The sequence below is a fragment of the Amycolatopsis benzoatilytica AK 16/65 genome (assembly GCF_000383915.1).
Classification (GTDB): Bacteria; Actinomycetota; Actinomycetes; order Mycobacteriales; family Pseudonocardiaceae; genus Amycolatopsis; species Amycolatopsis benzoatilytica.
This window is the reverse complement of sequence record NZ_KB912942.1, coordinates 1,559,481-1,586,426: the sequence shown is the minus strand read 5'-3', so window position 1 is coordinate 1,586,426 and position 26,946 is coordinate 1,559,481. Positions and strand designations below refer to the sequence as shown.

Annotated in this window: 22 protein-coding genes and 2 rRNA genes (1 of these 24 cut by a window edge); 11 read left to right on the top strand and 13 right to left on the bottom strand. The window is 69.1% G+C overall.

Going from position 1 to position 26,946, the window contains the following annotated elements; genetic code table 11:
* The 6 genes from AMYBE_RS0107625 to AMYBE_RS0107595 all read right to left on the bottom strand — a co-directional run.
* Window positions 1-1,592, bottom strand: a 23S ribosomal RNA gene (locus AMYBE_RS0107625); it reaches 1,531 nt to the left of the window's first position.
* A gap of 301 nt (window positions 1,593-1,893) precedes the next feature.
* Window positions 1,894-3,412 (bottom strand): 16S ribosomal RNA (locus tag AMYBE_RS0107620).
* The 16S and 23S rRNA genes sit together here, the layout of an rRNA operon.
* Window positions 3,413-3,794: 382 nt before the next feature.
* The gene (locus AMYBE_RS41025) at window positions 3,795-5,315 is read right to left on the bottom strand and encodes an MFS transporter (protein WP_020658762.1); all 1,521 of its coding nucleotides are present in this window, start codon (window positions 5,313-5,315) and stop codon (window positions 3,795-3,797) included.
* Between the two features lie 426 nt (window positions 5,316-5,741).
* Window positions 5,742-6,386, bottom strand: a complete 645-nt coding sequence (locus AMYBE_RS0107605; protein WP_020658761.1) for a GntR family transcriptional regulator — start codon at window positions 6,384-6,386, stop codon at window positions 5,742-5,744.
* A 58-nt stretch (window positions 6,387-6,444) separates the two neighbouring features.
* Window positions 6,445-7,353: an NAD-dependent epimerase/dehydratase family protein gene (locus tag AMYBE_RS0107600; protein WP_020658760.1), complete on the bottom strand. Its 909-nt coding sequence runs from the start codon at window positions 7,351-7,353 to the stop codon at window positions 6,445-6,447.
* Window positions 7,354-7,444: 91 nt separating this feature from the next.
* Window positions 7,445-8,230: an SDR family NAD(P)-dependent oxidoreductase gene (locus tag AMYBE_RS0107595; protein ID WP_020658759.1), complete on the bottom strand. Its 786-nt coding sequence runs from the start codon at window positions 8,228-8,230 to the stop codon at window positions 7,445-7,447.
* Between the two features lie 91 nt (window positions 8,231-8,321).
* On the opposite strand from AMYBE_RS0107595, the gene AMYBE_RS0107590 reads away from it, so the two are divergent.
* On the top strand, window positions 8,322-8,924 hold the full coding sequence (locus tag AMYBE_RS0107590) for a TetR/AcrR family transcriptional regulator (RefSeq protein ID WP_020658758.1): 603 nt from the start codon (window positions 8,322-8,324) through the stop codon (window positions 8,922-8,924).
* 134 nt (window positions 8,925-9,058) lie between these two features.
* On the opposite strand, the gene AMYBE_RS0107585 is transcribed toward AMYBE_RS0107590, so the two are convergent.
* Window positions 9,059-9,961: a DMT family transporter gene (locus AMYBE_RS0107585; RefSeq protein ID WP_020658757.1), complete on the bottom strand. Its 903-nt coding sequence runs from the start codon at window positions 9,959-9,961 to the stop codon at window positions 9,059-9,061.
* Window positions 9,962-10,044: 83 nt separating this feature from the next.
* Between AMYBE_RS0107585 and AMYBE_RS0107580 the strand changes: the two genes are divergently transcribed.
* The 8 genes from AMYBE_RS0107580 to AMYBE_RS0107540 all read left to right on the top strand — a co-directional run bounded on the left by AMYBE_RS0107580 (window position 10,045) and on the right by AMYBE_RS0107540 (window position 20,686).
* Window positions 10,045-10,929: a LysR family transcriptional regulator gene (locus tag AMYBE_RS0107580; RefSeq protein WP_027927461.1), complete on the top strand. Its 885-nt coding sequence runs from the start codon at window positions 10,045-10,047 to the stop codon at window positions 10,927-10,929.
* Window positions 10,930-11,092: 163 nt separating this feature from the next.
* On the top strand, window positions 11,093-11,719 hold the full coding sequence (locus tag AMYBE_RS0107575; protein WP_020658755.1) for a hypothetical protein: 627 nt from the start codon (window positions 11,093-11,095) through the stop codon (window positions 11,717-11,719).
* Window positions 11,720-11,783: 64 nt separating this feature from the next.
* Window positions 11,784-12,623, top strand: a complete 840-nt coding sequence (locus tag AMYBE_RS0107570) for an LLM class F420-dependent oxidoreductase (RefSeq protein WP_020658754.1) — start codon at window positions 11,784-11,786, stop codon at window positions 12,621-12,623.
* A gap of 633 nt (window positions 12,624-13,256) precedes the next feature.
* Complete coding sequence (locus tag AMYBE_RS0107560) at window positions 13,257-13,697, top strand: HutD/Ves family protein (protein ID WP_020658752.1); 441 nt, start codon at window positions 13,257-13,259, stop codon at window positions 13,695-13,697.
* Window positions 13,698-14,328: 631 nt separating this feature from the next.
* Window positions 14,329-16,875: a class III lanthionine synthetase LanKC gene (gene lanKC / locus AMYBE_RS0107555; RefSeq protein ID WP_020658751.1), complete on the top strand. Its 2,547-nt coding sequence runs from the start codon at window positions 14,329-14,331 to the stop codon at window positions 16,873-16,875.
* Between the two features lie 33 nt (window positions 16,876-16,908).
* The gene (locus tag AMYBE_RS44660; protein ID WP_020658750.1) at window positions 16,909-17,049 is read left to right on the top strand and encodes a class III lanthipeptide; all 141 of its coding nucleotides are present in this window, start codon (window positions 16,909-16,911) and stop codon (window positions 17,047-17,049) included.
* Between the two features lie 161 nt (window positions 17,050-17,210).
* The gene (locus AMYBE_RS0107545) at window positions 17,211-18,863 is read left to right on the top strand and encodes an ABC transporter ATP-binding protein (protein WP_020658749.1); all 1,653 of its coding nucleotides are present in this window, start codon (window positions 17,211-17,213) and stop codon (window positions 18,861-18,863) included.
* 86 nt (window positions 18,864-18,949) lie between these two features.
* Window positions 18,950-20,686, top strand: coding sequence for an ATP-binding cassette domain-containing protein (locus tag AMYBE_RS0107540; protein WP_051124902.1), 1,737 nt, complete (start codon window positions 18,950-18,952; stop codon window positions 20,684-20,686).
* 43 nt (window positions 20,687-20,729) lie between these two features.
* Here the strand turns inward: AMYBE_RS0107540 and AMYBE_RS0107535 are convergent, their stop codons facing one another.
* The 6 genes from AMYBE_RS0107535 to pqqA all read right to left on the bottom strand — a co-directional run bounded on the left by AMYBE_RS0107535 (window position 20,730) and on the right by pqqA (window position 24,674).
* Complete coding sequence (locus AMYBE_RS0107535) at window positions 20,730-21,521, bottom strand: class I SAM-dependent methyltransferase (RefSeq protein WP_020658747.1); 792 nt, start codon at window positions 21,519-21,521, stop codon at window positions 20,730-20,732.
* Window positions 21,522-21,563: 42 nt separating this feature from the next.
* Window positions 21,564-22,460 (bottom strand): pyrroloquinoline quinone biosynthesis protein PqqB, encoded by an 897-nt coding sequence (pqqB, locus tag AMYBE_RS0107530; RefSeq protein WP_020658746.1) that lies wholly within the window; start codon window positions 22,458-22,460, stop codon window positions 21,564-21,566.
* The gene (gene pqqE / locus AMYBE_RS0107525; protein WP_020658745.1) at window positions 22,457-23,530 is read right to left on the bottom strand and encodes a pyrroloquinoline quinone biosynthesis protein PqqE; all 1,074 of its coding nucleotides are present in this window, start codon (window positions 23,528-23,530) and stop codon (window positions 22,457-22,459) included. Before pqqE ends, pqqB begins: the two co-directional genes overlap by 4 nt.
* A complete protein-coding gene (gene pqqD / locus AMYBE_RS0107520) occupies window positions 23,521-23,829 on the bottom strand; it encodes a pyrroloquinoline quinone biosynthesis peptide chaperone PqqD (protein ID WP_051124643.1) in 309 nt (102 codons plus the stop codon). Before pqqD ends, pqqE begins: the two co-directional genes overlap by 10 nt.
* Window positions 23,798-24,478, bottom strand: coding sequence for a pyrroloquinoline-quinone synthase PqqC (gene pqqC / locus AMYBE_RS0107515; protein ID WP_425386939.1), 681 nt, complete (start codon window positions 24,476-24,478; stop codon window positions 23,798-23,800). Before pqqC ends, pqqD begins: the two co-directional genes overlap by 32 nt.
* A 100-nt stretch (window positions 24,479-24,578) precedes the next feature.
* On the bottom strand, window positions 24,579-24,674 hold the full coding sequence (pqqA, locus tag AMYBE_RS0107510) for a pyrroloquinoline quinone precursor peptide PqqA (protein WP_020658742.1): 96 nt from the start codon (window positions 24,672-24,674) through the stop codon (window positions 24,579-24,581).
* Between the two features lie 137 nt (window positions 24,675-24,811).
* On the opposite strand from pqqA, the gene AMYBE_RS0107505 reads away from it, so the two are divergent.
* Window positions 24,812-25,087, top strand: coding sequence for a hypothetical protein (locus AMYBE_RS0107505; protein WP_154676140.1), 276 nt, complete (start codon window positions 24,812-24,814; stop codon window positions 25,085-25,087).
* A 258-nt stretch (window positions 25,088-25,345) separates the two neighbouring features.
* On the top strand, window positions 25,346-26,767 hold the full coding sequence (locus AMYBE_RS0107500; protein ID WP_020658740.1) for an amino acid permease: 1,422 nt from the start codon (window positions 25,346-25,348) through the stop codon (window positions 26,765-26,767).
* Window positions 26,768-26,946: the final 179 nt, after the last annotated feature.

Sequence of the window (26,946 nt, the reverse complement as noted above, 5' to 3'; positions counted from 1 at the left end):
TCCGTCCGAAGACTTCNNCNNCGGCTTCGGGTGGTTAGTGTCAACCGCCTCGCCATGGGCGCACATGCTCGGGTACGGGAATATCAACCCGTTGTCCATCGACTACGCCTGTCGGCCTCGCCTTAGGTCCCGACTTACCCTGGGCGGATTAGCCTGGCCCAGGAACCCTTGGTCATCCGGCGGCAGAGTTTCTCACTCTGCATTCGCTACTCATGCCTGCATTCTCACTCCCGCACCCTCCACGACTGGCTTCCGCCGCCGCTTCACCGGATGCAGGACGCTCCCCTACCCATCAACACGACTGGACGCCCGCCTCAAGGACGAACGCCGATCTAAAGTGTCAATGACACAGCTTCGGCGGTGTGCTTAAGCCCCGCTACATTGTCGGCGCAGGACCACTTGACCAGTGAGCTATTACGCACTCTTTCAAGGGTGGCTGCTTCTAAGCCAACCTCCTGGTTGTCTGGGCAATCCCACATCCTTTCCCACTGAGCACACACTTAGGGGCCTTAGCTGGTGTTCTGGGCTGTTTCCCTCTCGACGACGAAGCTTATCCCCCGCCGTCTCACTGCCGCACTCTCACACCACGGTATTCGGAGTTTGGTTGATTTCGGTAACCCGGTAAGGCCCCTAGACCATCCAGTAGCTCTACCCCCGCGGTGAAACATGCGACGCTGCACCTAAATGCATTTCGGGGAGAACCAGCTATCACGGAGTTTGATTGGCCTTTCACCCCTACCCACAGCTCATCCCCTCAGTTTTCAACCTAAGTGGGTTCGGGCCTCCACGACGTCTTACCGTCGCTTCACCCTGGCCATGGGTAGATCACTCCGCTTCGGGTCTAGACCACGCGACTACAACCGCCCTGTTCGGACTCGCTTTCGCTACGGCTACCCCACCCGGGTTAACCTCGCCACGCAGCACTAACTCGCAGGCTCATTCTTCAAAAGGCACGCCATCACCTCAACGGCTCTGACGGCTTGTAGGCACACGGTTTCAGGTACTCTTTCACTCCCCTCCCGGGGTACTTTTCATCTTTCCCTCACGGTACTCGTCCGCTATCGGTCTCCAGGAAGTATTTAGGCTTACCGGGTGGTCCCGGCAGATTCACAGCAAATTCCACGAGCTCGCTGCTACTCGGGAACACCGCCAAGGCTCATGCAACTGGTTTTCGCGTACGGGGCTCTCACCCACTCCGGCCGCCCGTCCCAAGGCGTTCCACTAACCAGCACATCAACCCGAGAATCTGTCAGAATTCTCAAGGCAGGTCCCACGACCCCGACCACACAACCCCTGACAGGTATCACATGCAATCGGTTTAGCCTCTTCCGCTTTCGCTCGCCACTACTCACGGAATCACGGTTGTTTTCTCTTCCTGCGGGTACTGAGATGTTTCACTTCCCCGCGTTCCCTCCACACCGGCTATATATTCACCGGCGGGTAACACCACATCACTGGTGCTGGGTTTCCCCATTCGGAAATCCTCGGATCACAGCTCGGTTGACAGCTCCCCGAGGCATATCGCAGCCTCCCACGTCCTTCATCGGCTCCTGAAGCCAAGACATCCACCATGTGCCCTTAACAACTTGACCACAAAGATGCTCGCATCCACTCTACAGTTCTCAAACACCACACCAGAAACAACGTGTGTTGCCTCAGGACCCAACAGCGCGCCAGCGAACAAGAACCCGCCCGGATCCGCGGCCGCCGTTCCACGCGAAGCCGAAGCCCCGCAGTACTAGGTCGGCGGCATCACCACCGCGAGAACCCGTAACCAGTAGTTCCACAATTCCTTGAGCAACCCGGACGGAAACACATTCGGCTTCCGAGCCCGAGCCACCCCGCGCCCTGGTTCCGGGTATCCCGGGGACGCGGATGTGTTGTGCTCCTTAGAAAGGAGGTGATCCAGCCGCACCTTCCGGTACGGCTACCTTGTTACGACTTCGTCCCAATCGCCAGTCCCACCTTCGACCACTCCCTCCCTTGCGGGTTGGGCCATGGGCTTCGGGTGTTACCGACTTTCATGACGTGACGGGCGGTGTGTACAAGGCCCGGGAACGTATTCACCGCAGCGTTGCTGATCTGCGATTACTAGCGACTCCGACTTCACGCAGTCGAGTTGCAGACTGCGATCCGAACTGAGACCGGCTTTAAGGGATTCGCTCCACCTCGCGGTATCGCAGCCCTCTGTACCAGCCATTGTAGCATGTGTGAAGCCCTGGACATAAGGGGCATGATGACTTGACGTCATCCCCACCTTCCTCCGAGTTGACCCCGGCAGTCTCCCACGAGTCCCCGCCATGACGCGCTGGCAACGCAGGATAAGGGTTGCGCTCGTTGCGGGACTTAACCCAACATCTCACGACACGAGCTGACGACAGCCATGCACCACCTGTACACCAACCACAAGGGAAGCCCCATCTCTGGGGATGTCTGGCGCATGTCAAGCCCAGGTAAGGTTCTTCGCGTTGCATCGAATTAATCCACATGCTCCGCCGCTTGTGCGGGCCCCCGTCAATTCCTTTGAGTTTTAGCCTTGCGGCCGTACTCCCCAGGCGGGGCGCTTAATGCGTTAGCTACGGCACGGACAACGTGGATGTCGCCCACACCTAGCGCCCAACGTTTACAGCGTGGACTACCAGGGTATCTAATCCTGTTCGCTCCCCACGCTTTCGCTCCTCAGCGTCAGTATCGGCCCAGAGACCCGCCTTCGCCACCGGTGTTCCTCCTGATATCTGCGCATTTCACCGCTACACCAGGAATTCCAGTCTCCCCTGCCGAACTCAAGTCTGCCCGTATCGACCGCACGCTCCACGTTAAGCGTGGAGATTTCACGGCCGACGCGACAAACCGCCTACGAGCTCTTTACGCCCAATAATTCCGGACAACGCTCGCACCCTACGTATTACCGCGGCTGCTGGCACGTAGTTAGCCGGTGCTTCTTATCCAGGTACCGTCACTTGCGCTTCGTCCCTGGCGAAAGAGGTTTACAACCCGAAGGCCGTCATCCCTCACGCGGCGTCGCTGCATCAGGCTTGCGCCCATTGTGCAATATTCCCCACTGCTGCCTCCCGTAGGAGTCTGGGCCGTGTCTCAGTCCCAGTGTGGCCGGTCACCCTCTCAGGCCGGCTACCCGTCGTCGCCTTGGTAGGCCATTACCCCACCAACAAGCTGATAGGCCGCGGGTTCATCCTGCACCGCCGGAACTTTCCACCACCAAAGATGCCTCCAGTGGTCATATCCGGTATTAGACCCAGTTTCCCAGGCTTATCCCAGAGTGCAGGGCAGATTACCCACGTGTTACTCACCCGTTCGCCACTCATCCCCGGCCGAAACCGGTTCAGCGTTCGACTTGCATGTGTTAAGCACGCCGCCAGCGTTCGTCCTGAGCCAGGATCAAACTCTCCAACAATGCTGTAAAGTTCGATCGAGACTATTCTCAACCATCATTCTCAAAGGAAACCCCGACGAGGGGGTTTCAAATAAAGCTCTACTGGCTTAGTTCACTAGCACACTGTTGAGTTCTCAAGCAACACACCCCGACACCAACCGCCCCCTCAAGGACGACCGACACCGAAGCATCATTCCTAGCAGTTATTGGTGGGACACCCACTCAATCGCCTTCCCGGCGAGAGCTTGGTTCGTGCCCCGGCGGCCACCCGGTCTCCCTGGCGACTCGGAGAAGATTACACGCCCCGAAACCCCCCTCGAACAGGGGGTGCCTTAACTGGATCTCCGCAGGTCAGAAGGTCGAACCGGGCCTGTCGCGAGCCGCGCCGGGCCCGGTCGTCGGCTCACACGCACCGCGCGCACGCGCACTGGCCCGCGACGAGCGTTCCCTCTGCCCCCTCCGCGTCCCGGGTCACCGACGCGCCCGCCCCATCGCGGCCGCCGAGGGCTTCACCCGCACGATCGGCCGCCTGACGGACTCCGGCCACGCCCGCTTTCCCGCCCGGCCGGACCGCTGACCGCGCAAGACCGACCTCGGCAATCGGAACCGCCAGCCGCGCCCCACCGGCTTCAGCCGCCGGAACCTCCCCGCCCGGCACAACACGCCCATCCCCCAGTGCCTCTCCCCCGACTGCGTCAGCTGCCTCCGCTACCCGCACACCGCCGCGCACCGCACTCTCCCGGGGCCACAGCGCCACGGCCGCCGCCCCGCCCGCCACCGCGAGGCCGGCCAGAATCGCCCACGCCGTCCGGAACCCGGCCCCAGTCCCGATCCAGCCCGCGATCGGGTAGGTCACCAGCCAGGCCAGATGCGAGAGCGAGAACTGTGCCGCGAATGCCGCCGGCAGCGCGGCCGGCGAGGTCGACGCGCGGATCACCCGTCCGGTCGGCGTCACGATCAGCGCCATCCCCGCCCCGATCGCCACCCAGATCCCGGCCGTCACGGTCCAGCCCCCGAGCCGCCCGAAAGCCAGCGCCACTGCGGCCAGCACCGCGGCCACCAGGACGGTCGCCCCGGCCAGCATCACCGCGCGGTCGGTGATCCGGTTCAGCACCCGCGGCAGCGCCAGCGCGATCAGCAGCGTGCCGCCCCCGGATGCGGCGAGCATCCAGGCGACGTCGGACTGCGAGCCGCCGAGCCGGTCCCGGACATAGTTGACGGTGTTCACGACCACGATCGAACCGGCTGCCGCCACCACGACGTTCAATGCCAGGACGCCACGCAGCCTCGGGGTGACGGCGAACATCCGGACACCCGCGACCAACCGGTCCCGCACTCGTGCCTGCCCGTTAGGCCGCGCGTTCGGGATGCGCGTCGACAGCACCAGCGCCGCCGACGCCGCGAATCCGGCCATGGTGCCGACGAAGAGCCAGTTGAAAGTCATGAACGTCAGCGCGACCGCGGCAAGGACTGGGCTGAGCAAGCTTTCCATCGTGTACGCGACCTGGGTGGCGGACAGCGCCCGGGTGTAGGCGGCTTCGTCGGTGACGATGTCGGGGATGACCGCCTGGAAGGTCGGCGTAAAGGCAGCGGACGCGGCTTGCAGCACGCCGATCAAGACGTAGATCTGCCAGACCTCGGTGACGAACGGCAGCGCGAGCACCACTGCGGCGCGAACCAGGTCGAGCAGCGTCAAGAACACCCGCCGCGGGAGCCGGTCCGCGTACGCGCCGGCCAGCGGGGCGATCAGGACGTACAGGACCATCTTGATCGTCAGTGCGGTACCGAGCACCGCGCCGGCGTCGGGGCCGGCGAGTTCGTAGGCGAGCAGGCCGAGAGCGACGGTCGCGAGGCCGGTGCCGAACAGTGCGATGAGCTGGGCGCTGAACAGGCGGCGGTAGTCGCGGATGGCGAAGAGGCGCATCAGAGTCTCCCAGTCTCTCGGCGGCGCGGTCGCCGAGGACTATACCCCCCATGGGTATAGAGTCCGGGAGATCGGGAGTGGCCTTCGCCACCGCCGAACGCCGTCTTGGCTGCCGGTGGGAAGAACCGGCAGCCCGGGCTGGCGGCAGCCGCTCGGCGGGCCCGCCGGGCGCGGCCGATCCCGACCCGCTGCTTCTGCCCGCCGCACCCGCGCCGCCGCCCCGCCGGGCGGCGTGATGCCCTGCGCCAGCAACGGCGTGGCGATCGCGGTGCCGCCCGGTTAGCGCGGGTTCAGCACCGACACCGGGTTCTGAAACGTGCTCTGCACCCGCAGCTGGTATTCCCGCGGCGTCGGACCGCGCATCGCGGCGACCTCCTCACTGCACAGCCGGACGCTGCCTGACAGACGCAGCGGCCCGGGCGCGCGTCAGCCCTCCTCGCGCCCCATCCCGCGCAGGTGCCGGCCGCTCTCCATGTGCTCCATCAGCAGCGACTCGACCACGTCCACGTCCCGCCGCGCGATCGCCTTGTAGAGCTCCCGATGTTCTCCCGCCACCCGCGCCAGGTCCTCGTGCTGGCCCAGCAGCCACCGCATCCGGCTGCGCAGCGTCAGTTCCAGCTCGTTGAGCAGCTCGTTGCCCGCCATCGCCGTCACGGCCTCGTGGAAGTCCGCCGCCGCCCGATGCGCGGTCACCGCGTCCCCGGCCTCGGCGGCTGCGGTTTCCTCATCCATCGCGGCACGCAATTGGTCCAGTCCCGCCCGGGTGTGCCGCATCGCCGCCAGCTTGAACGTCAGCACCTCCAGCGCCGCGCGCACCTCCTGCAGGTCCGCGATGTCGCTCGCGGTGAACTCCCGCACCACCGCCCAGGTCCGCGGCCGCGGGGTGACCAGTCCTTCGGCCACCAGCATCTTCAGCGCATCCCGCACCGGTACCCGGCTCACGCCGAGGTCGGCGGCGAGGTCCCGTTCCACCAGTTTGCTGCCGGGCTTGCGCGCCCCGTCCAGGATCTCGTCCCGGAGCTGCCGGACGACCCGGTCCGTCTCGGACTCGAAGCCCTGCGCTGCTGCCATCCGGTCATTCTCGCACCACCGCTCGGACCGTCCACTGTGGCCGGTTCGGGACCGGGGTTCACCGCGGATTCGCCCGCCGCCACGCGAGGTAGTGCGCCACCGCGGCACGGACATCGAACGCGGGGGCGAACCCGGTTTCCCCGGCGAGCCGGGAAATGTCCAGGTACGGTCCGGTCGCGCCGCCCGGCGTCAGCTGATCCGCCGTTCCGGGAACCAGGTCCGCCAGCGCCTCGGCGAACTGCCGGTTGGTCGCCGGGCGGCCGCTCGACACGTTGTACGTGTCATGCCGCAACGTCCGGGCCGTCGTCAGCAAAGCGATCGCCCGGCCGGCATCCGGCGCGTAACAGCAGTCGAACCCCTCGTCGGCGACCAGCGGACGCGGAGTTTCGCCGAGCAATCCGGCGTTGAGATACGACGGAATCGGGAAAAACGGCGATTCCGGATCGACCAGCGGACCCCAGACTGTCCCGATCCGCAGCACCACCGGCTCGACCCCGCTGCCGCGCAGGCTCTGCGTCGTCAGCGGTTCGGCTGCCTTCTTGAACGCGACGATCAGGTGCGGCAAGTCCGCGGCCGGCAGCGGAAGGTCTTCGTGCCACCGCGCCTCGGCGCGGCCGGCGTAGACGCCGAGGCTGCTCGCCACCGCGAACCGGCGGACCCGCCAGGCGCGCGCCGCGTCCAGCGCGTTGGCCAGTCCGGCCAGTTCGGTCCGGAAGAACTCGACCGGATCCTCGCCCGGGATACCGCCGGCCAGGTGAACGATCGCGGTGATGGCCCGCCGTTCGCCGAGCGCGAGGAAGGCCTCCCGGTCGGTGGTGTCCAAAGCCGCCACCTCTGCGCGGCCCGCCAGGAACGACGGGACCTCCGTCCGCCGGTGCCCGGTAACGAGCACCTCCTGCCCCAGATCGGCGAGCGCGCGGGCGGTATGCGCGCCGATCATGCCCAGCCCGCCGGTCACGAGGATCATCGGAGCACCGCGCGGGAACCAGCGGTCGAAAGCGTCTTCATAGCGCGAAGCTACGACGCGACCGGCCGCCGGTTCTTGAACGAATCGCGCATCAGAAGTGCGTGCCGCCGTCGATGCGAACCTCGGTGCCGGTGATGAACGCGCCGTCCTCGCTCGCCAGCATGGCGACCACCGACGCGACTGTCTCCGGGCCGGCGAACCCTTGACCCAGCGCGGGAATCAGCTTGCCGAACAGCGTGAAGTCGATGTCCTCGGGGAATCCCGGGCCGACGCTCTGCTTGCTCTCGCCGCTGCCGTCGGTCATCCCGGACGAGATCGAACCGGGCTGCACGGCGGTGAACCGGATGCCGTCCTTCGCGTATTCGGACGCCAGCGCGTGCGTCATCGACTGGATGCCGCCCTTGCTCGCCGCATACGCCGCCATGTACGGGTGCGCGAACATCGCCGAGGTCGAGCTGAAGTTCACCACCGCCGGGCCGGTGCCCTCCCGCAGCGCGGGGATCGACTCGCGGATCACGAGGAAGGTACCGACCAGGTTCACGCGCAGGACCTGCTCGAACGCGTCGAGGGGCATCTCGTGGGTGTGCGCCGATCGCAGGATGCCCGCGGCGTTTACCAGCACGTCCAGCCCGCCGAGCTGCTCGACGGCGGCCCCGACGCCTGCTTTCACCGACGCCTCGTCGGCGACGTTCACGACCACGGTGGTCAGCCGGTCCGCCGCGTCGCCCGCCTTCGAGACGGTGTCCGCCAAGCCGGCTTCGCTCACGTCGGCGGCGACGACCCGCCCGCCTTCGGCCAGCATCCGCAGGACCGTCGCCTGCCCGATGCCCGAGCCGCCTCCGGTGACGAGCACCCGGCGTCCCTCGTAACGGTTCATGATCCGCCCCTTTCCTCTGAAGTCAGAGTAGGCCTAGTTGGCACAATGTGCCACTTTGGCGAGACGTGCACATGTCCCGTACGGTTGTCCGGTGAGCGCAAAGCCGTCAACCCTGACCGAACGACGCAAAGCGGCGACCCAGCTCGACATCGCCCGCGCCGCCGCGCGCCTGTTCACCGAGCACGGCGCGGAGGGCACGACCGCGGAAGCGATCGCCACCGCCGCGGGTGTCGCGCCGCGCACGTTCTACCGGTACTTCCGCACCAAGGAGGACGCGGTCGCGCCATTGCTGGTCGTCGGTGCCGCCTCGTGGCGCGAGCACCTCGCCGCGACCGAGGAAGGCACCCCGCTGCTGCGGGCGGTCGAGGACGCGATCCGCAAGACCATCTCCGCCGCCGACGAAGCCCCGGAGTTCACCTGGACACGCGGCTTGCTGCGCGCGGCGGTCGCCGAGGATTCGGCGCTGGCGGCCGTCTGGCACCGAGTAAACGGCGCTTCGGAAATCCGTCTGCGGCCGGTGCTGGCGCGATTGGCTCCGCAGGCGGACGAACTGACCGTGCAGCTCGTCGCCGCAGCTGCCACCGCCGCGATCCGGATTTCGCTGGAACGCTGGGCAGGGACGGACGAGAAGGCGGCACCGGCGGAGCTGGCGGTTCGGTGTTTTCGCGGGTTGTCGGGCGGGCTCGAGGTCTGAGTTCAGCGCTCGCCATCCGCCTGAACCGCACGCTCGACCGGCCGCGCCGACCCGTCGGCGGCTGCCCGGGATACTCCGGCGGGTGCCGGTCGTGATCTCACCGAACGCTGGCCCAGACCGCCCTTTGGGTGACCTCAGCGTCGCCGGGACAACGCCACTCCCGCCAAGCACAGCACACCCCCGAGCAGCCCATACCCCGTCGGTGCCTCGCTCAAGAACAGCCACGACAGCAGTACCGACGTCGCTGGCACCAGGTAAGTCGCCGCGGTGAGCCGACCCGCATCCATCCGGCGCAACGCGTACGCCCAAGCGGTAAAACCCGCTGCCGTCGGGAAAATCCCCAGGTACGCGGCACCGAGCGCGACCCCGGCCGGCGCGGCGGACACCTCGCTGATCAGCTGCGGAAGCCACGGCAGCAGCACTGCGGTCGCCACGATGCAGCCGATCCAGATGGCGGTGAAACCGTCGACATGCCGCAGCGCCACCTTCTGTGTCATCACCCCGGCCGCATACAGCACAGCCGCCAGCAGGCACAGCACGACGCCAAGCCCGTCCTGGTGCGTCGTGGCGCCGAACGCGATCAGCGCGGTGCCGCCCAGCGACACCACCGAGCCGATGATCAGCCACTTCGAGAAGCCTTCGCCGAGAAACTGGCCCGCGACCAGTGCGACCAGCAGCGGCGCGATGTTCACCAGCAACGCGGCGGTGCCCGCGTCGACATGCCGCTCCCCCGCGTTCAGCGCGACCGTGTAGGCGGCCAGCCACAGCACCGCATACGCCGCGATCAGCAGAACTGCCTTGCGCGACAGGCGAATCCGGAACTTGCCCTGCGCAATCGCCACCACGGTGAGCGTCAGGGCGGCGACGGCGAGCCGCAGCAGCGCCAGCGGAGCCGGGGACAGCGCGGGCCCGATGGCGCGGATGGCCACGAACGACGACGCCCACAGCAGGACCGCGAGCCCGGCCGCGGCGGCGATCCGGACGGCGCCGGAGCGGTCGCGGACGGGGGTTCGGGAAATCTCGTGCAGATCAGTCACCCCTTCATGGTCACCACGAGTGGTCGTTCAGCACAAGCGACGAATTCTGTCCAACTGTTCAGTTCCGCTGTACAGTTCCCGGCATGGTGGAACTACCCCGGCTGCGCGTGCTGCGCGCCGTCGTCGCGACCGGGTCGATCCGCGCGAGCGCGGCCTCGCTGGGCTACACGCCGTCCGCGGTGAGCCAGCATCTCGCCGCGCTGCAGCGGGAAACCGGGCTGCAGCTGTTCGAACGCGTCGGCCGCGGCATCCAGCCGACCGAGGCCGGGCGCATCCTGGCAGACGAGGCGGAACTGCTGTTCGAGGCGGTCGGCCGGCTCGAACGCGTCGCCGGCGACCTGCGCACCGGCCGCCTCGGCAGCCTGTCCATCGGATACTTCGGCTCGGCCGGCGGGCCGTGGCTGGCGCCCACGGTCGCCGCGCTGCGCACCGAGTTCCCGGAGCTGCGTCTCGACCTGGTGCTGACCGAGTTCGAGCCAGGCGAACCGGACATCGACATCTTCGTCGAGGAGACCGGCACCGAACATCCCGGCCCGGTCGACGTCCGGCGGCTGGTCGACGATCCGTACGTCGCCGTGGTCCGCGCCGACGACCCACTGGCCGGCCGCGCCGAGGTGCCGCTCGCCGACCTGGCCGAACGGCACTGGGTCGACAACGACTTCCGCGAAGGCCCTTGCCGCCGCGTCGTGCTCGACGCGTGCGCGAAGACCGGCTTCTCCCCGCGATTCGTCGTCGACACGCACGACTATCCGACGGCAATCGCCTTCGTCGGAACCGGCATCGGCCTGACCGTGCTGCCGAGGCTCGGCATCCGCGAGCTGCCGGCCGGGCTGGCAACCGTGCCGATCGTCTCGCCGTGCCCCGTGCGCCACATCAACATCGCGGTGAAGAAACCGAAGGCCGGGCACCCCGCGGTGCGGCGGACTGTGCAGCTGCTGGAGGAGCTCGTCCGCGATTCCCCGGCATAAGCGCGGCTCGTGATCTCGGTCGCCGCCCGCGTGTCGCTGCGGTCGCCAGCGAGGGCGGTCGGCGATGCTGTGGCCCCTCAGTTGCGCCGGAACTGCTTGCCATGAAAGGGAAAACGTGCAGAAGCGACCCCTTCGTCCGATTCGAGCCGTTCGACTGGCGGCGATGTTCGCCGGAATTGCCGTCTGCGCCGCCTGCGGCGGCCACTCCGCGGCCGCGCCGCAGTCCGCGAACGTCAACGCGGCCGCGCTGGCCGTCGGGGAGTCCTCGACCCCGCTGCCGTCGCCGGATTCGTGCCACCTCGGCAGCCGCAACGGACAGTCCGTACCGGACCCGGCTTGCACGCCCGGCGCGATCAACCCCGGCGTCACCCAGGCCAATATCGATTCGACGATCTGCAAGAGCGGCTGGACCAAGACGGTCCGCCCGGCGGTGTCGAAGACGAACAAGATGAAGGCCGCCACCGCGAAGGCCTACGACCTGCCGGCCGGCGAGACCGGCGAGTACGACCACCTGGTGTCGCTCGAACTCGGCGGCGCGCCGGACGATCCCCGCAATCTCTGGGTGGAGCCGGGCAAGATCCCGAACCCGAAGGACGCCGTCGAGAACAAGCTCAAGGACGCCGTCTGCAGCGGCCTGGTCCCGCTGGCCACCGCGCAGACCGCGATCGCGCATTCGTGGACCACCGCCTACGACGACGCCGGCCTCCGGATCGCGAACGGCAAGGTCTGCCTGCGCGCGGATCCGTCCCGCTGCGCCGGCCGCCAGCGCGGCGACGACACCGGGGAGTAACCCCGGGCTGTCCGTCCATATAGGACGCTGCGGCTGGAGGAACTCCAGGTTTACGATCGGTTCCATGCGCTTCGCGATCAAGACCTCACCGCAGAACACCGAGTGGGCGGACATGCTCGCCGTGTGGCAGGCAGCCGACGAGATCGACGTCTTCGAATCCGCCTGGACCTTCGACCACTTCTACCCGATCTTCTCCGACCCGACCGGACCGTGCCTGGAAGGCTGGGTCACGCTCACCGCGCTCGCCCAGGCCACCAAGCGGCTGCGGCTGGGCACCCTGGTCAGCGGCATCCACTACCGGCACCCGGCACTGCTGGCGAACATGGCCGCGACACTGGACATCGTCTCCGGCGGCCGGCTCGAAATCGGCATCGGCGCGGGCTGGAACGAGGAGGAGTCCGGCGCGTACGGCATGGAACTCGGCACCGTCAAGGAACGCAGCGACCGGTTCGAGGAGGCATGCGAGGTCCTGGTCGGGCTGCTGACCCAGACCACGACCACCTTCCAGGGCGAGCACTACCAGCTCGCCGACGCGCGCTGCGAGCCCAAGGCGGTGCAGAAGCCGCACCCGCCGATCTGCATCGGCGGCAGCGGCGAGAAGCGCACCCTGCGCACCACCGCGAAGTACGCCCAGCACTGGAACTTCGTCGGCGGCACGCCGGAGGAGTTCGCGCACAAGCGCGACGTGCTGCACCAGCACTGCGCCGACCTCGGCCGCGACCCGGCAGAGATCACGCTGTCGGCGCACGTCCGGCTGGAGGCGGACCTGGACTACGCGAAGGTCGCCGCCCAGGCCGAAGCTCTCGGCGAGGCGGGGCTGGACCTGGCGATCGTGTACCTGCCGCCGCCGCACACCCCGGCAGTGCTGGAGCCGCTGGCGAAGGCGCTGGACCCGCTGCGCTGACCGGCGCTCGCGGGAAGTCTCCAGCCGCGATGGAACCGCTGCACTGACCGGACAACCGCGTGCAGGCCCCAGTCGTGCCACGTGCGACTGGGGCCGCTCCTTTACGCGCTGGGGCAAAGCCATTGCCCCACGGCAACGGCCCTCCGCCGTACTCGTCTGAACTCGTGCACGACCTCGATCTCCCCGACCAGGTGCGCGTTGAACTCCGCCAGCTCCTCAGCCGGAACCCACAACTCCAAGATCGTGGCCCCGCGTTTGATTGCCTCGGCTTCGCCGAGGCTGCGAGATCGCCTTCAAGCCGATCTCGCGCGCTGGGTGAAGCACAGCGCGCCAGCCGGACTCGCGTACCAACTCCGGCTCCGCCGGGCCGGTTGGACGCCACAGCACTGTCGTCGGGTTCTCCATGTCCGGTTCCTCCTCGCAGCCGCACGGTAACGGCAGGCCAGAGAGGACAGTCGTCGAGCCCCCGGCCGCGAATCCGTGTTCGGGGCCCCGGCGCCCGGGATCAGCTGGCCGGTCGGCGGAGGCGATCGCTTGCCCACCCCAGTCCGGATGCCGGGGATACCTGTGCGGGCCGACCGGCGTTCCCGGGTCCGGCTTGCGCCAGCCCGCGCAACCGGCTGAGATGCCTGGGTGCTCAACCCGTCGGACTTCCCGCCCGTCCCCTGGCGCAACGGCGCCGGCACCACCCGCGAACTGGCCGCCGCGACCACTCCGTCCGGCGGGCTCCGGTGGCGGATCAGCGTCGCCGACCTCGCCCGCGACGCGCCGTTCTCCGCCTTCCCCGGCACTGACCGGCTGTTCACTGCCTTGGGCGCGCTTCGACTGACCGTCAACGGGACGAGCACCGGCCTCGCCGCCGGGGAGCAGCTTCGGTTCGCCGGGGAGGACGACGTGGCCGTCGCCCTCGACCAACCGACTCGAGCGCTCAATGTGATGACCGCGCGTGGGGTGTGCCGGGCCGAGGTGGTGCTGCGGTCCGCGGCCTCGCCTGGCGAAGAGGGCGCGGTCGCGACGGTGGATCTGGGCGAGCGCGTCGCGGACGTCTTCGTCACCGATCTCTCCGGCGACTGACCTGGGGCACCGAGCCGCGCCGCCGGACGGATTTCCGGCCTGACCTCGTGGCGAAAAACTCGAACAACGCCCGCGAACCGGAACCTATTCCAGATCGATAACGAATTACTGGCGGAACGCAAGAACGATTTCGCCCGTTTTTCCGGCGCGCACCCGTCCCGGTGACAACGACCAGGCCCTCCCGGCATCCGCCGCCCCCGCACCAGACCCGCTGGCCGAGCGCCGCAGCCGGAGCGAGATCCTTCCTGCTCAAGGCTTTCCCCTTGTCCGCCGCGCGAACGGTGATGCCCGCGGCCGAAGCCAGACCTGCTTGGTCCGAACCAGTGGCCGGACGGCGGGTGAGGAGAACATCACCGGAATGGGTTGATGGCATTCCGCCAATTTCTCCCGTTTCCCCACCTCGGCCCGAGGGCCGGACGGAAAGGCATGGCGTTACACCACCGATCGGGTGGAAAAGAATCACAGACGGTCCGCTACCTCCGGTTACTCGCGAGTCTCCATCACCCTGATCAGTGGTGCCAAACCCCCGAGTTGGCGGATTGGCCCGGGCACCCCGACTGTGCGGGAATGGTGTCACCGTCCGACATCGGCCGGACGTGGGGTTTCCCCGGAATGGGAAGGGTTCGTTTTCATGGATGTCCGGTACGAGGCATTTTGCTTCGCCGACCCGCTGTTCTTCGACGAACCGCAGGAAAACCCCGGTCCGGCCGACGACCTCGCCGCCGGGCTGCCCGATCCGGGTCCGGACTGGGCCGTCGAGACGCACGGGATCTGGCTGTCGCTGCGCCCGGACGACCGCGATCTTCCCGCGCAAGGCTGGAAAATCCACGTTTCCGCTGGTCTGGACAATGCCGCCCGGGTGCTCTCCGCGGTGCACCGCTACTGCCTGGCACACCGGATCGCCTACAAGCGGCTGCGCTCCCGTTCGATCCTGCTCACCCGCAATTCGAAATACGCTCCTCGCGAAGGCAGCGGCAAGCTGATCACTATCTACCCGGAGAGCGAACAAGCGCTCAGCCGTATCCTCGATGATCTTTCCGCCGAGCTGGAAGGCGAACACGGCGCCTACATTCTCAGTGATCTCCGCTACCGCGAAGGTCCGCTTTACGTCCGGTACGGCGGATTCGCCGAACAGTGGACCGAACACGACGGCGCCCGGGTGCTGGCAATCCGGACGCCGGATGGGAAGCTCGTCCCAGACCAGCGGAAACCGTCCTTTTCCACCCCGGACTGGGTACGGATTCCGGACTGTCTTTCGGAAAGCGTCGCGGCGCGCAAGAGCGGCAGCCGATTCCCCTATCGGGTGACCGGATCGCTGCACTTTTCCAACGGCGGCGGGGTCTACCTGGCCGAACGCGAGTCCGACCGGAAGACCGTCGTGCTGAAAGAGGCCCGGCCGCACGCCGGGCTGGACCGAGGCGGCGCGGACGCGGTCGCCCGGCTCCGGCACGAGCACGAGATCCTCGACCGGCTGGCCGGCGTTCCCGGCGTCCCGCGGGTGTACGAGCAGTTCACCGTGTGGGAGCACCACTACCTCGCGATGGAGCACCGGCCCGGCGTCTCGCTGAGCTCCTGGCTCGCCGAGCAGTACCCGCTTACCCGGGGTGCCTGCACCGAGGCCGGGCTGCTCGCTTTCCGGGACCGCGCGCTGGCTGTGCTGGCCCAGGTCGAGCGGATCGTCGCGGACGTGCACCGGCACGGCATCGTGTTCGGCGATCTGCACGGCAAGAACATCCTGGTGGACGAGCGGGACGCGGTCTCGCTGATCGACTTCGAACTGGCCGTCGACGCCGGTTCCGCGGACCGGCCCGGCCTCGGCGCCCCCGGCTTCCGTGCGCCCGCCGACCGGCACGGGTTCGAGATAGACGAGCACGCGCTGGCCGCACTGCGGCTGTGGCTCTTCCTGCCGCTGGTGATGATGCTGGAGCTGGCCCCGGCGAAGCTGCGCGGGCTCGCCGACTTCGCCGAACAGCGGTTCCGCCTGCCCGCCGGATACGCCGACGGCCTGGTCGCGGTGCTCGCCCCGCGCACGAAGAAGCCCGCCCGTACGCACACCGCGCTGGACGAGCCAGACCCGGACTGGGCGTCAGTACGCAAGCAGATCGTCGAAGGCATCCTGGCCAGCGCCAGTCCGGAGCGCCCGGACCGGCTGTTCCCCGGCGACATCGAACAGTTCCGCTCCGGCGGCGCGGGGTTCGGCGTCGGAGCGGCGGGCGTGCTGCATTCCCTGCACATCGCCGGTGCCGGTCGCTACCCCGAGCACGAGCGGTGGCTGCTGGCCGCGGCCCGCCGGGAACCGCCGTCGCGGCCCGGGTTCTTCGACGGCAGCCACGGAATCGCCTACGTGCTCGAGGAATTCGGCTACTCCGACGCGGCCGACGAACTGCTGGCCGCCTCGCAAGCGCTGGTCGAGCGGACCACCGACCACGGCCTGTCCGGCGGACTGGCCGGGATCGGCCTCACCCGGCTGCACTTCGCCACCGTCCGCCGGGACAACGAGTTCGGCAGGCAGGCGCTGGACATCGCGGTCCGGCTGGTCGAGGCACTGGAGACGGCCGAGCCGCCGGGCCGGTTCGCCCGTGCCGGGCTGACCAGCGGCTGGACCGGCGCAGCGCTGCTGTTCCTCCGCCTGCACGAGCGCACCGGCGACGACGCCTGGCTGACGTTCGCCAACCGCGCGCTCGACCGCGACCTGGAAGAATGCGGACCGGCGGGCGACGGCACCCTGCAGGTTCGCGACGGAACCCTGCGCACGCTGCCCTACCTCGCGATCGGCAGCGCCGGCATCCTGCTGGTCGCCGAGCAGCTGGCCCGGTGCCTGCCGGACTCGAAGGCGGCCCGGAGCCTGCCCGGCCTGCGGGCTGCCTGCCTCGGCGAGTTCGTCATCCACCCCGGCCTGCTGTACGGCCGGTGCGGGCTGGCCGCCGCGCTGTCCTTCGCCGCCGAACCGGACCGGACCGCCCGCGAGGCGATCGACCTGCACCTGGCCCGCCTGTCCTGGCACAGCGTGCCCTATCGCGGCGGCATCGCCTTCCCCGGCAACCAGCTGCTGCGGCTCTCCACCGACGTCACCACCGGCAGCGCGGGCGTCCTGCGCACCCTCGCCGCCCTCCAGGACGGAGCGGAACTGCTGCCCTTCGTGGGCTCCGCACCGTCCCCGCACACCTCCGGCCGATGAGCGCCGGCGGACCCCGAGAGAAAGGGAAAACCCATGGAAAACGTCCTGGACCTGCAGGCACTGGAGGCTCCGGAAGCCCTCGAGAGCCAGGGGCTCGACCACCACTGCCACGGCCACAGCCACTTCAGCCTGCACTGCGGCGACAGCACGCTGAGTCTGCTGCTCTGCGACTGAACTGACAGGGGCGGGAACGGCGCAGGCCAAGTGCGCCGTTCCCGCCTCGTTCATTCTGCCTCGTCCGCTCGGGCCGGGCAGAGAGGGCGGGATTCCGGTCCGCGCGCGCTCGGCGGCGGAAGACCCGCTCCCCGACCCCAGCCCGCCAGCAAGGGAGCACGATGGCCGGATCCGCTGATCGGCTGCTGGTCTCGGTCGCCCTGCTCGACCGGGCCCGGCTCGCCGCGGTCGTCGTCGCGTCGCTGATCTCGGCCGCCGCGGGACTGCTGCTGCCTGGCGCGCTCGCCGCGGCCACCGACACGGTGCTCAGCGGCCAGCGCAGCACCGGCGCGGTGCTGTGGCTGCTCGCGGTCGGTCTCGCGGAGATCGCCGCCGACGCGGTCGGCCTCGTCCTCCCCGCCCGGCTGACCAGCAACGCGAGCGCGTGGCTGCGCCGCCAGGTCATCGAACGGCTGCTCGGCCTCGGTGCCGGGTCGCCGTTCGCACCGGGCGACGCGGTGAGCCGCGTGACCGGCGACTGCGCGGCGGCCGGCGGGATCGCCGCGGTGGTCGTACAGCTGGTGTCGACCGGGCTGATGTCCTTCGGCGCGGTCGTGCTGCTGGCGCTGCTGGACTGGCGGCTGGCGCTGGTGTTTCTCGGCAGCTTGCCGTTCGCGTTGTTGCTGGCCCGATCGCATCTGCGCGGCACCGCGAAGGACGTGCTTGCCTACCAACGTGTTTCCGGCGAACTGGCGGCTCGGCTGATGGACGCCGTGACCGGACTGCGGACGATCGCCGCCTCCGGGACCGCCGACGCCGAGGCGGCCCGGGTGCTGCGCCCGCTCCCCCGGCTCAACCTGGCCGGTCAAGGAATGTGGCGAACCCAGGCGCGCATGGTGTGGCGGGCCGGCCTGCTGCTGCCTGCGGTAGAAATCCTGACGCTGGCCGCCGCGGGATTCGGCGTGCTGGCCGGACGGCTTACCGCCGGCGACGTCCTCGCCGCGCTCGGCTATGTCGCGCTAGGGCTCGGGCTGGTCACCCAGATTCCTTTGCTCACCGCTCTTTCCCGAATACGCTCGGCCGCGCACCGGATCGCCGAAGTGCTCGAAACCGAGCCCCCGGCACGCGGGAGGCTGGGATCGCTGCCGGGCAACGGGACGCTGGAGCTGCGCGAGGCCACTGTGGACGGTGCGGTCCGCTCGGTCTCGCTCGTCATCCCGGGCGGCGCTTTCACCGCGGTGGTCGGCAGTTCCGGAACCGGAAAGTCCACTGTGGCGAGTCTGCTGGCCGGGCTGCGGCGACCGGATTCAGGACAGGTGCTGCTGGACGGACGGCCGCTGGCGGACATTCGGACCGACGAGCTGCGCGCGGCCATCGGGTACGCGCCGGACCGGCCCGCACTGCTGGGCGACACCGTCGCGGACGCGGTCGCATACGGCTCGTGGGCAGCTGGATCCGCGATCGGCGCGGCTTGCCGGACGGCTCGAATTCATGACGTCGTCGCGCGGTTGCCGCGCGGCTACGCCACGCCGCTGGCGGAAACTCCGTTGTCCGGCGGGGAAAGCGCGCGCGTCGGGCTGGCCAGGGCGCTGGTGCGCAACCCGCGGGTGCTGGTGCTGGACGACGCCACGGCGAGCCTGGACACGGTGACGGAACGGGCGGTGACGGCCGAACTGGGCCACCGGACACGGGTGCTCGTGACGCACCGAGCGGCGGTGGCCGCTCGGGCTGAGCTGGTGGTGTGGCTGGAGGCCGGGCGGGTGCGGGCGGTGGGCCCGCACGCGCGGTTGTGGCAAGTACCGGGGTACCGCGCGGTTTTCACGGAGGAAGCGTGAGCGCCGGACGTCGCCATGAGAAGGAACCCCGCCGGACCGCGAGCACCTCGCCGTCCGCCGGCGTCGGGCGCCTTTACTGGAACGCACTGGCCGGGCAATGGCGTGGCGGGCTGGTCCTGCTGGCCTGCTCTGTCCTCGAAGGACTGCCCGCCTTCTTCTCCGGACGACTCGTGGAACTGGCCGTGAACAGCGGGTTCGCCGCCGGCCAGCCGGGGATCGGGCTGCTCTGGCTCGGCGTTTTCGCGGTCGCCGCGCTCACTGGCGCGTTCGGGTCGCGGCTGGTATGGCAGCAACTCGGGAAAGTCGTCGAACCGCTGCGCGACGCGCTGGTCACTGCTGTCGTGCGCGGCGTGCTGCACGATCCGGCACCGCCGCGGAACGGGCCGGACGCACGCGGCGTCGCGCGGATCACGCAGCACGTCGAGGTCGTCCGCGACGCCACTGGCGGGCTCCTCGTCCAGGCGCGCGCGATGATCGTCACCACGGCCGGCGCGATCGCCGGGCTGATCGCCGTCGCCGGGTCGCTGGCGCTGCCGGTGGTCGTGCCAGTACTGCTCGCGCTCGTCGGATTCGCCGCCCTGCTTCCCTCCCTCGCCCGGCGGCAACGCACGCTGACCCTGGCCGACGAACGCACGTCGGCCACCGCCGGTTCGATCACCGCCGGGGTGCGCGACATCGTCGCCTGCGGTGCCGAACCGATCGCCGCGCTGGGTGCCGACGAGGCGCTCGACGCCCAAGCGGCAGCGGCGGTCCGGGTAGCTCGCTCCGGCGCGCTGCGATCGCTGGTGGTGGCGTTCGGCGGGTTCGTCCCGCTGGTCCTGTCCCTGGCACTGGCCCCGTCCCTGGTCTCGCGCGGCGAGCTGACCGCCGGAGCCGCGCTGGGCGCGTTGGTCTATCTGGCGACGACGTTGCAGCCTGCGTTGCGCGGTCTCGCCACGACCGCTTCGACGGTCGTGCTCCGGTTGCTTGTCGCGTTGCGACGGCTCGCCGAGACCGCCGCCGCACCGGAACCACGTCCGGCGACCGGTGTCCCGGACGGGCCGGAGCTGCAGGTGCACGGCCTGACGTTCCGCTGGGGTGCCGCCCCGGAGCCGGTGGTGAACGGATTGACCCTTTCCCTGCGCCCGGGCGAGCACCTCGCGGTGGTCGGCCCGAGCGGAATCGGGAAGTCCACCCTGGCCGGTCTGCTCACCGGCCTGCTGGCCCCGCAACACGGCCGCGTCCTGCTCGGCGGTGTCCCGGTTTCCGAGGTCGCCGACCGGCCCCGGCAGGTGGTTCTCGTGCCGCAGCAGGCGTACGTGTTCGCCGGAACCGTGCGGGAAAACCTCGCGCTGTTCAGTCCCGAAGCCGGCGACCGGCTGCTGATCGCCGCCGCGCACGCAGTCGGTGCGGCGGATCTGCTGGCGCGGCTGGGCGGGCTCGACGGCGAGCTGGGACACGACGCGGAAGGGCTTTCCGCGGGCGAGGCACAGCTCATCGCACTGGCCCGGGCTTATGCGTCGCCGGCCGGGATCGTCATCCTGGACGAGGCGACGTCCGCTTTGGACCCGGTCGCGGAAGTCCGGTCCGAACGCGCGTTCGCCAGCCGCGGCGGAGTGCTGGTGGTGATCGCCCACCGGCTGTCCTCGGCGATCCGCGCGAGGCGGGTGCTGCTGATGGACGGCAGGGAGACCGCACTGGGGAGCCACGATCAGCTGCTGGCGGTGCCGCGGTATGCGGAGATGATGCGGGCTTGGCTGCCAGAGCCGGCGCGGGAGCAGCCGGCCGGGCCGGGCCGCGGCACGCCGGAAAGGGCCGGCGAAGGGAACCTTGCCGGACTCTGATTCCCCGATGTTCCGTTCACCCGCACACCTCGGCCTGGAGGCCTCAGCGGGACGTGCGGCGACCCCACGCCGACACCAACGGATACGACGACACCGCGAACCGAGGGTCCGCCAGCACCTTCCGGAACCGTGCCAGGTCGTCCTCCGCCAGCCCGGCGGCGGCCAGCCGCTCGGCCAGTTCCACCGAGTTCGCCGCCAGCAACCGGATTTCCGGTCCCCCGCCCGGCCAGCGGGTCGTCACCCGTTCGCTGCCGACCTCGCCCAGCCCGGCCCCGGCGAGCACCTGCGGCAGCCGGCCCGCCCAGTCGACGTCGCTGCCTTCCCGCTCCAGCAGGTCGATGATCCGCCCCTGTACCGAGGCGAAAGTCTCCGCACTCGCCTCGTCCGGCGTCTCCACCACGGTCTGTCCCCGAGGTTCGATCTCTTCCAGGACCAGCCAGCCGCCCGGGCTGAGGGCCGCTGCCAGTTTCGCCACCAACTCGTCGCGTTCCGGGAAGTGGATCAGCACCAGCCGGGCGTGGATCAGGTCGAACAGCTGGTCCGGCATCGGCTCCGCGCGGATGTCGTGGCGCAGCGCCGTCGCGTTGGCGGGCAAGTCGGCCAACAGCCGGAGGTCGACGTCGGTGGCCAGCACGCTGCCGGTCGGCCCGACCTGCGCGGCCAGCCAGCGAGCGATCGAACCGCCGCCGGCGCCGAGCTCCAGGCAAGCCCAGCCGGGGCCGACACCCAGATCGGCCAGGTGCCGGACGGTCACCCCGTCATATCCGGCCTGCAGCGCGGACATCCGGTCGGCGGCCGGGGCGCTGGCGTTGTCGAACGGGTACTCCTCGATCATGGTCCCTCCCTTCCTCCAGAGTGCCACCAGCCGGCGAGAACGTCAGAGGGTGAACTCGGTACCGTCCGGAGGCAGCTCGGCACCCGCCTGGAGGACGGCGGCGTGTTCGACCGAATGCGGGTTGACGACCGGGTTGGTGTTGTTCAGATGGGTGTAGGCCCAGCGAGTGCCGCCATGACCGGTGATCGTCGGCAGGGTCGCGGTGATGGGCAAATGTCCCATCCCCTGCTGGACAGCGGGATCCGCCGTGCCGGTGGCGGTGGCGGTGGCGGTGGCGGTGGCGGTGGCGGTGGCGAACTCGGCGCCGTCGTAGAAGGTGCCGTCCAGCAGGACCAGGGTGGCGCCGCGAGTGAAGGCGGTGAAGCCGGGCGGCCAGGTGCGCAGGCAGGGTGCGTAGACGAAACTGCCCCCGGTCGCCGGGTCGTGGATGCGGTAGGCGATCACCCATGGCCCGGGCATGGTCGACGCGCGCGCATATTTGGGCTGTTTGTCGCTGATCGGGAACGGCGTCACGTTCAGACCGTCCACAGTGGTCTCCGCTGCGGAGATCCAGTCCCAGCTGTGGTAGCCCTCGATGACCATGCGGGCCGGGAAATGTTCGGTCAGCGCGTGCAATGCGGCCGCTGGCGCGTGCACGGTCAGGCCGGTCGCCTCGCGGAGCATGAGCAGGCCGAGCGCGTGGTCGAGTTCCGCGTCGGTGAGCAAGACGCTGCGCAGCGGCGTTTCGCGCGGGCCGGGACCGGCGCGAAGGGCTGGGGTGGCCAGAATTTGCGTGCGGATATCCGGCGAAGCGTTGAGCAGATGCCAGGTCGTGCCATCGGCGCTGAACGCGACGCAATCCTGGGTCCGCGGCGGAGCGGACGAGCGGCATTGCTCGCAGGCGCAATTCCACTGCGGAAAGCCGCCGCCGGCCGCGGTGCCCAGCAGGATTACTTTCACTGCACGGCACCCCGCAAGACCAGGTCCGAAGTGGACGGTGCGCGCAGGACCAGGTCGACCAGGTCGCGGTCGGGCGACCGGGAGCAGACCGGATCGGTCTTGGCGGCGTCGCCGGTGAGCTGGAACGCCTGGCATCGGCAGCCGCCGAAGTCGGTTTCGCGGCGGTCGCAGGTCCGGCACGGCTCGCTCATCCAGTCGTCGCCGCGGTAGGCGTTGAAGGATTCCGAGCGGTACCAGATGTCCGACAACGCGGTCTCGCGGACGTTGTCGAGGTTGAGGGTGGTGATCGCGCTGGCGGCCGGGCACGGCAGCACCGTGCCGTCCGGGGCGATGGTGAGCTGGCGTGCGCCCCAGCCGTGCATGCACGGTTTCGGGAAGGATTCGTAGTAGTCGGCGACGACGTAGATGATCTCCATGCTGCCGCGCAGCCGTTCGACCGCGGCTCGCACCACCGGCTCGGCGGCGGCGAGCTGCGTGCGGGTGGGCAGGAGCGCGTCGCGGTTGCGCAGCGCCCAGCCGTAGTACTGAGTATTGGCCAATTCCAGCCGATCCGCGCCCATTCTCTCGACCAGCTCGATGATCGCGGCTAGTTCGTCGTGGTTTTGCCGGTGCAGAACCACGTTCACCGTCAGCGGCAGACCCGCTGCCTTCACCAGGGAGGCCGCGACCAGCTTACGGTCGAACGCTTTCGCGCCGGCGAGCCGGTTCGCGCGGTCCGGAGTCGCGGCTTGCGCGGACAGCTGGACGTGCGCCAGTCCTCGCTCGACCAGATCGGCGAGTCGGTCCCCGGTCAGGCCGAGGCCGGACGTGACGAGGTTGACGTAGCAGCCGAGGCCGCTGGCGTGCGACACCAGCTCCGGCAGGTCGGGCCGCGCGAGCGGCTCTCCGCCGGACAGATGGATCTGCAGGACGCCGAGTTCCCGCGCCTGCGAAAGGGCGTCTTTCCATTCCGCTGTGGACAGTTCCGCGTCCCGGGCGACGAGTTCCAGCGGATTCGAGCAATACGAGCAATGCAGCGGGCACCGATGCGTCAGCTCGGCGAGCAGCCCCAGCGGCGCTGTCACGTCCATTCGATCACCCGCCGTCGACCGAACCGCTCCAGCACGGCCACGATGTCGTTTTCCCTTACCCCTTGGTATCGGCGGCGCAATTTCGCGGTGATGCTGTCGACCGAAGTCGCGCCGTCGCACAGTTCGAGGACCGCGACGGCAGTGGCGTTCGGGACCAGGACGCCTTCTGGAAACAGCAGCACGTGCGTTCCGCGGACGTGGTCGAAGGTCAGCCGCACTCCGATCCGCAGCTTCGGGACCGAGGCGGCCGTGAGGGTCTTCACCGGCTCACTCCTCGGCCGCGGCGCGCTCGACGGCATCCAGCATCGACCAGAGGACGTCGCATTTGAACGACAGTGCGGCCACCGCCTTTTCCTGCTGTTCCCGGGTGACACAGTAGCGAACGACGATGTCCAAAGTGTCCTTGCCTTCGCCGGACACCTTGTCGATCCGGTTGGTGAAGTAAGCCAGGTCGGCACGGGAAATCCAGGAATAGTTGGCCAGCACGTCGGCCACGCGCTGCTGCATCAGGTGCCCGGCGAACATCTCGGTCAGCCCGGAGGCGATCGCTTCCACCCAGGGTTTGGTGCGGGCGAACGCGACATAGGCGTCAACCGCGAACCGGACGCCCGCGGCGACGTGCCGCTGGTCGACGACTTCTTCGCGGTCCAGCCCGACCGCGGCGCACAGCCGGAGCCAGCGCTCGATCCCGCCGTCGCCGTCGCCGGCCCCGTCGTGGTAGACGATCCGGTCCAGCCAGGTCCGGCGGACGTCGGGCACCGGGCAGTTGCTGATGATCGCCGCGTCCTTCTGCGGCAGCAGGCACTGGTAATACCAGCGATTGGCGGCCCAGAGCCGCAGTTCGCGCTGGGTCAGCGCGCCGGCGTGCATTCGCTGGTGGAACGGGTGGCTGCCCCAGTATCGCGGCGCGAGCCCGCGCAGCGCGCCGGTGAACTCCGCCGGACTCATCGGGTGCACAGTGGACATTCGGAACTCCGGATTCTCGCTCATCGGCACAGGTTCCCCCGGACGGACGAGGCCGCCGGCGGACCGGCCCCGTCCGCGAGGGTCACTCCCGCATGCGGGCCGCGTACGCGGTGACCTCCATCGGGGTCTCGTACTCGACGAAGTCCGGCGCGGTCCACACCTCGACGGTCTCGTGCATGAGGAAACTCGCTTTCTTCCGGTGCTGCCCCGTTCAGCGGGGCCGGCCGCCCCGCCAACGTCACCCTAAAAGGGCACGAGGACACCCCGCCAGAGGCGAGGGGCGGTTAGCCCGCCCATTCGTAAACAATCCTTCCAATGGCGGAGCGAGTGACCGCTCAGCGGTGCGAGCTGCCGCCGCGGGCCGCGTCCGACCCGGACCGGGGACGGGAGACGGCTGTCGCGGCGGGATTGACGGCGGTGCCGCCGACCGAACCCCCCGACGGCGATCCGACCGCGCCCCCGGCCGCCGGTGCCGCGACGGTGGACGCCGACGCCTGGACGGTGGACGGCGGTGCCGCGACGGCGGAATTCGAAAGACCTTCCAAGGAGCAGGCCCTGGGGGCTCTGGGCCCGTCGCGGCCACGTCCGTGATCGACTGAGCCGCGTCGCTCTCGTCTGCGTGCTCGCGTCTCCGGTGCCAAAGCTCGATCAAGAGTTCTTTTTGGGCAACTTGTCCTGTTTCTGTGCTGCTCCATTCGGATGATCGACAACGCGCCTGCCCAGCGCACTCGCCGCCGCACCCCTAGCCTCGACGGACCCGGCGGCCGCACCTCGTCCCCCGTCCCCCTGACACCCGGGCCGGACCAGTGCGCGGCCGTGCAGCGCCGCGCAGGAGAGGAAGGTCGATTCATGGCCGATCAAATCGCCGAGCAGGGGCAGGAGGCAGCCGCGGGGCCCAAGAAGCTGCGGTCGCGACACATCACGATGATCGCGCTCGGCGGGATCATCGGAGCCAGCCTGTTCGTCGGGTCCGGGAACGTCGTGCGGTCGGTGGGTCCGGCGGCGGTGGTGTCGTATCTGCTCGGCGGGCTGCTGGTTTTCCTCGCCATGCGGATGCTCGGCGAGATGGCCGCGGCGCGCCCGGCGATCGGGTCGTTCATGGAGTACGCGCGGGTCGGGCTCGGCGAGGGCGCGGGATACCTGGTCGGCTGGCTGTACTGGTACTACTGGATCGGCGTGATCGCCTTCGAGGCGGTCGTCGGCGGGTCGGTCCTGAACGGGTGGTTCCCGGCCGTGCCGCCGTGGGCGTTCTCGGTGCTCCTGCTGCTCCTGTTCACCACCACCAACCTGGTCTCGGCGCGCTCGTTCGGCGAGGTCGAGTACTGGCTGGCCAGCATCAAGGTCGCCGCGATCGTGGTGTTCCTCGCGGTCGGCGCGCTGTTCGCGTTCGGACTCTGGCCGAAGGCCAGCTTCTCGATCCCGAACCTCTGGCAGCACGGCGGATTCGCGCCGCACGGCTGGTGGCCGGTGCTCAGCGGCGTCGCGATCGTGATCTTCTCCTACTTCGGCACCGAGATCGCGGTCATGGCGGCCGCCGAATCCGAGGACCCGGCGAAGGGAGTGCGGCAGGCCGTCGTCACGGTGATCTGGCGGATCCTGCTGTTCTTCGTCGGCGGGGTGCTGCTGATCGTCACCATCGTGCCGTGGAACCAGCTGCCCAACCCGAAGCAGGAGGGACCGTTCGCACACGCGTTCAGCCTGTTCGGGCTGCCCGGCGCGGGCCTGGTGATGAACGCGGTCGTGCTCACCGCGGCGTGTTCGGTACTCAACTCCGGTCTCTATTCGGCCGGCCGGATGTTTTCCGCGCTCGGCGAACGAGGCCTCGCGCCGCGGCTGGTGGCGCGCAAGAACAAGTCCGGTGTGCCGGCGGTCGCGGTGATCGCGTCGACGGTCGGCGGGTACCTCGCGGTGATCGTCAACTTCGTCGCGCCGGACTCGGGCATCTTCGACTTCATCATGAACTCGGCGGGCCTGGTCGCGCTGTTCGTGTACTCGTTCATCGCCGTGACGCAGATGCGGATGCGGCAGAAGATGACCCCGGAGGAACGCGCCGGGCTGAAGCTCAAGATGTGGCTGCACCCGTGGCTGGGCCTGCTGACCATCGCCGGGGTGATCGCGATCGTGGTCGTCATGCTGCTCACCGACGATTCGGCCCGCACCCAGGTCTGGACCAGCATCGTGTCGCTGGCGGTGATCGCGGCGTTCTGGCCTCTGGTGCGGCGCAGCCTGAACCGGAAGCGCGCAGCGGCAGGTGCTGGGCAGGACGGCTGAGACCACGTCTCACCAGGTGCTGTCCTGATGCTGGGCGGCCGGCGGCCAGCGTGCCGGACTGTCCGTGAAGGGCCCCTTGAGGGAATCCAAGTCCCTGAAGGGGCCCTTCACAGACAGACCAGCGGGCCGGTCGGCGCGCACCACCGGAGGCATGCTCCGCGGTCGACAACTCCGTTGTG

Bases quoted from the DNA above. Each gene is read 5' to 3' on its own strand.
- AMYBE_RS41025 (WP_020658762.1), bottom strand. From the start codon at position 5,315: ATGCGCCTCTTCGCCATCCGCGACTACCGCCGCCTGTTCAGCGCCCAG.
- AMYBE_RS0107605 (WP_020658761.1), bottom strand. From the start codon at position 6,386: ATGGCAGCAGCGCAGGGCTTCGAGTCCGAGACGGACCGGGTCGTCCGG.
- AMYBE_RS0107600 (WP_020658760.1), bottom strand. From the start codon at position 7,353: ATGATCCTCGTGACCGGCGGGCTGGGCATGATCGGCGCGCATACCGCC.
- AMYBE_RS0107595 (WP_020658759.1), bottom strand. From the start codon at position 8,230: ATGAACCGTTACGAGGGACGCCGGGTGCTCGTCACCGGAGGCGGCTCG.
- AMYBE_RS0107580 (WP_027927461.1), top strand. From the start codon at position 10,045: ATGGTGGAACTACCCCGGCTGCGCGTGCTGCGCGCCGTCGTCGCGACC.
- AMYBE_RS0107575 (WP_020658755.1), top strand. From the start codon at position 11,093: ATGTTCGCCGGAATTGCCGTCTGCGCCGCCTGCGGCGGCCACTCCGCG.
- AMYBE_RS0107570 (WP_020658754.1), top strand. From the start codon at position 11,784: ATGCGCTTCGCGATCAAGACCTCACCGCAGAACACCGAGTGGGCGGAC.
- lanKC (WP_020658751.1), top strand. From the start codon at position 14,329: ATGGATGTCCGGTACGAGGCATTTTGCTTCGCCGACCCGCTGTTCTTC.
- AMYBE_RS44660 (WP_020658750.1), top strand. From the start codon at position 16,909: ATGGAAAACGTCCTGGACCTGCAGGCACTGGAGGCTCCGGAAGCCCTC.
- AMYBE_RS0107545 (WP_020658749.1), top strand. From the start codon at position 17,211: ATGGCCGGATCCGCTGATCGGCTGCTGGTCTCGGTCGCCCTGCTCGAC.
- AMYBE_RS0107535 (WP_020658747.1), bottom strand. From the start codon at position 21,521: ATGATCGAGGAGTACCCGTTCGACAACGCCAGCGCCCCGGCCGCCGAC.
- pqqE (WP_020658745.1), bottom strand. From the start codon at position 23,530: ATGGACGTGACAGCGCCGCTGGGGCTGCTCGCCGAGCTGACGCATCGG.
- pqqD (WP_051124643.1), bottom strand. From the start codon at position 23,829: ATGCCGTCGAGCGCGCCGCGGCCGAGGAGTGAGCCGGTGAAGACCCTC.
- pqqC (WP_425386939.1), bottom strand. From the start codon at position 24,478: ATGAGTCCGGCGGAGTTCACCGGCGCGCTGCGCGGGCTCGCGCCGCGA.
- pqqA (WP_020658742.1), bottom strand. From the start codon at position 24,674: ATGCACGAGACCGTCGAGGTGTGGACCGCGCCGGACTTCGTCGAGTAC.
- AMYBE_RS0107505 (WP_154676140.1), top strand. From the start codon at position 24,812: ATGGCGGAGCGAGTGACCGCTCAGCGGTGCGAGCTGCCGCCGCGGGCC.
- AMYBE_RS0107500 (WP_020658740.1), top strand. From the start codon at position 25,346: ATGGCCGATCAAATCGCCGAGCAGGGGCAGGAGGCAGCCGCGGGGCCC.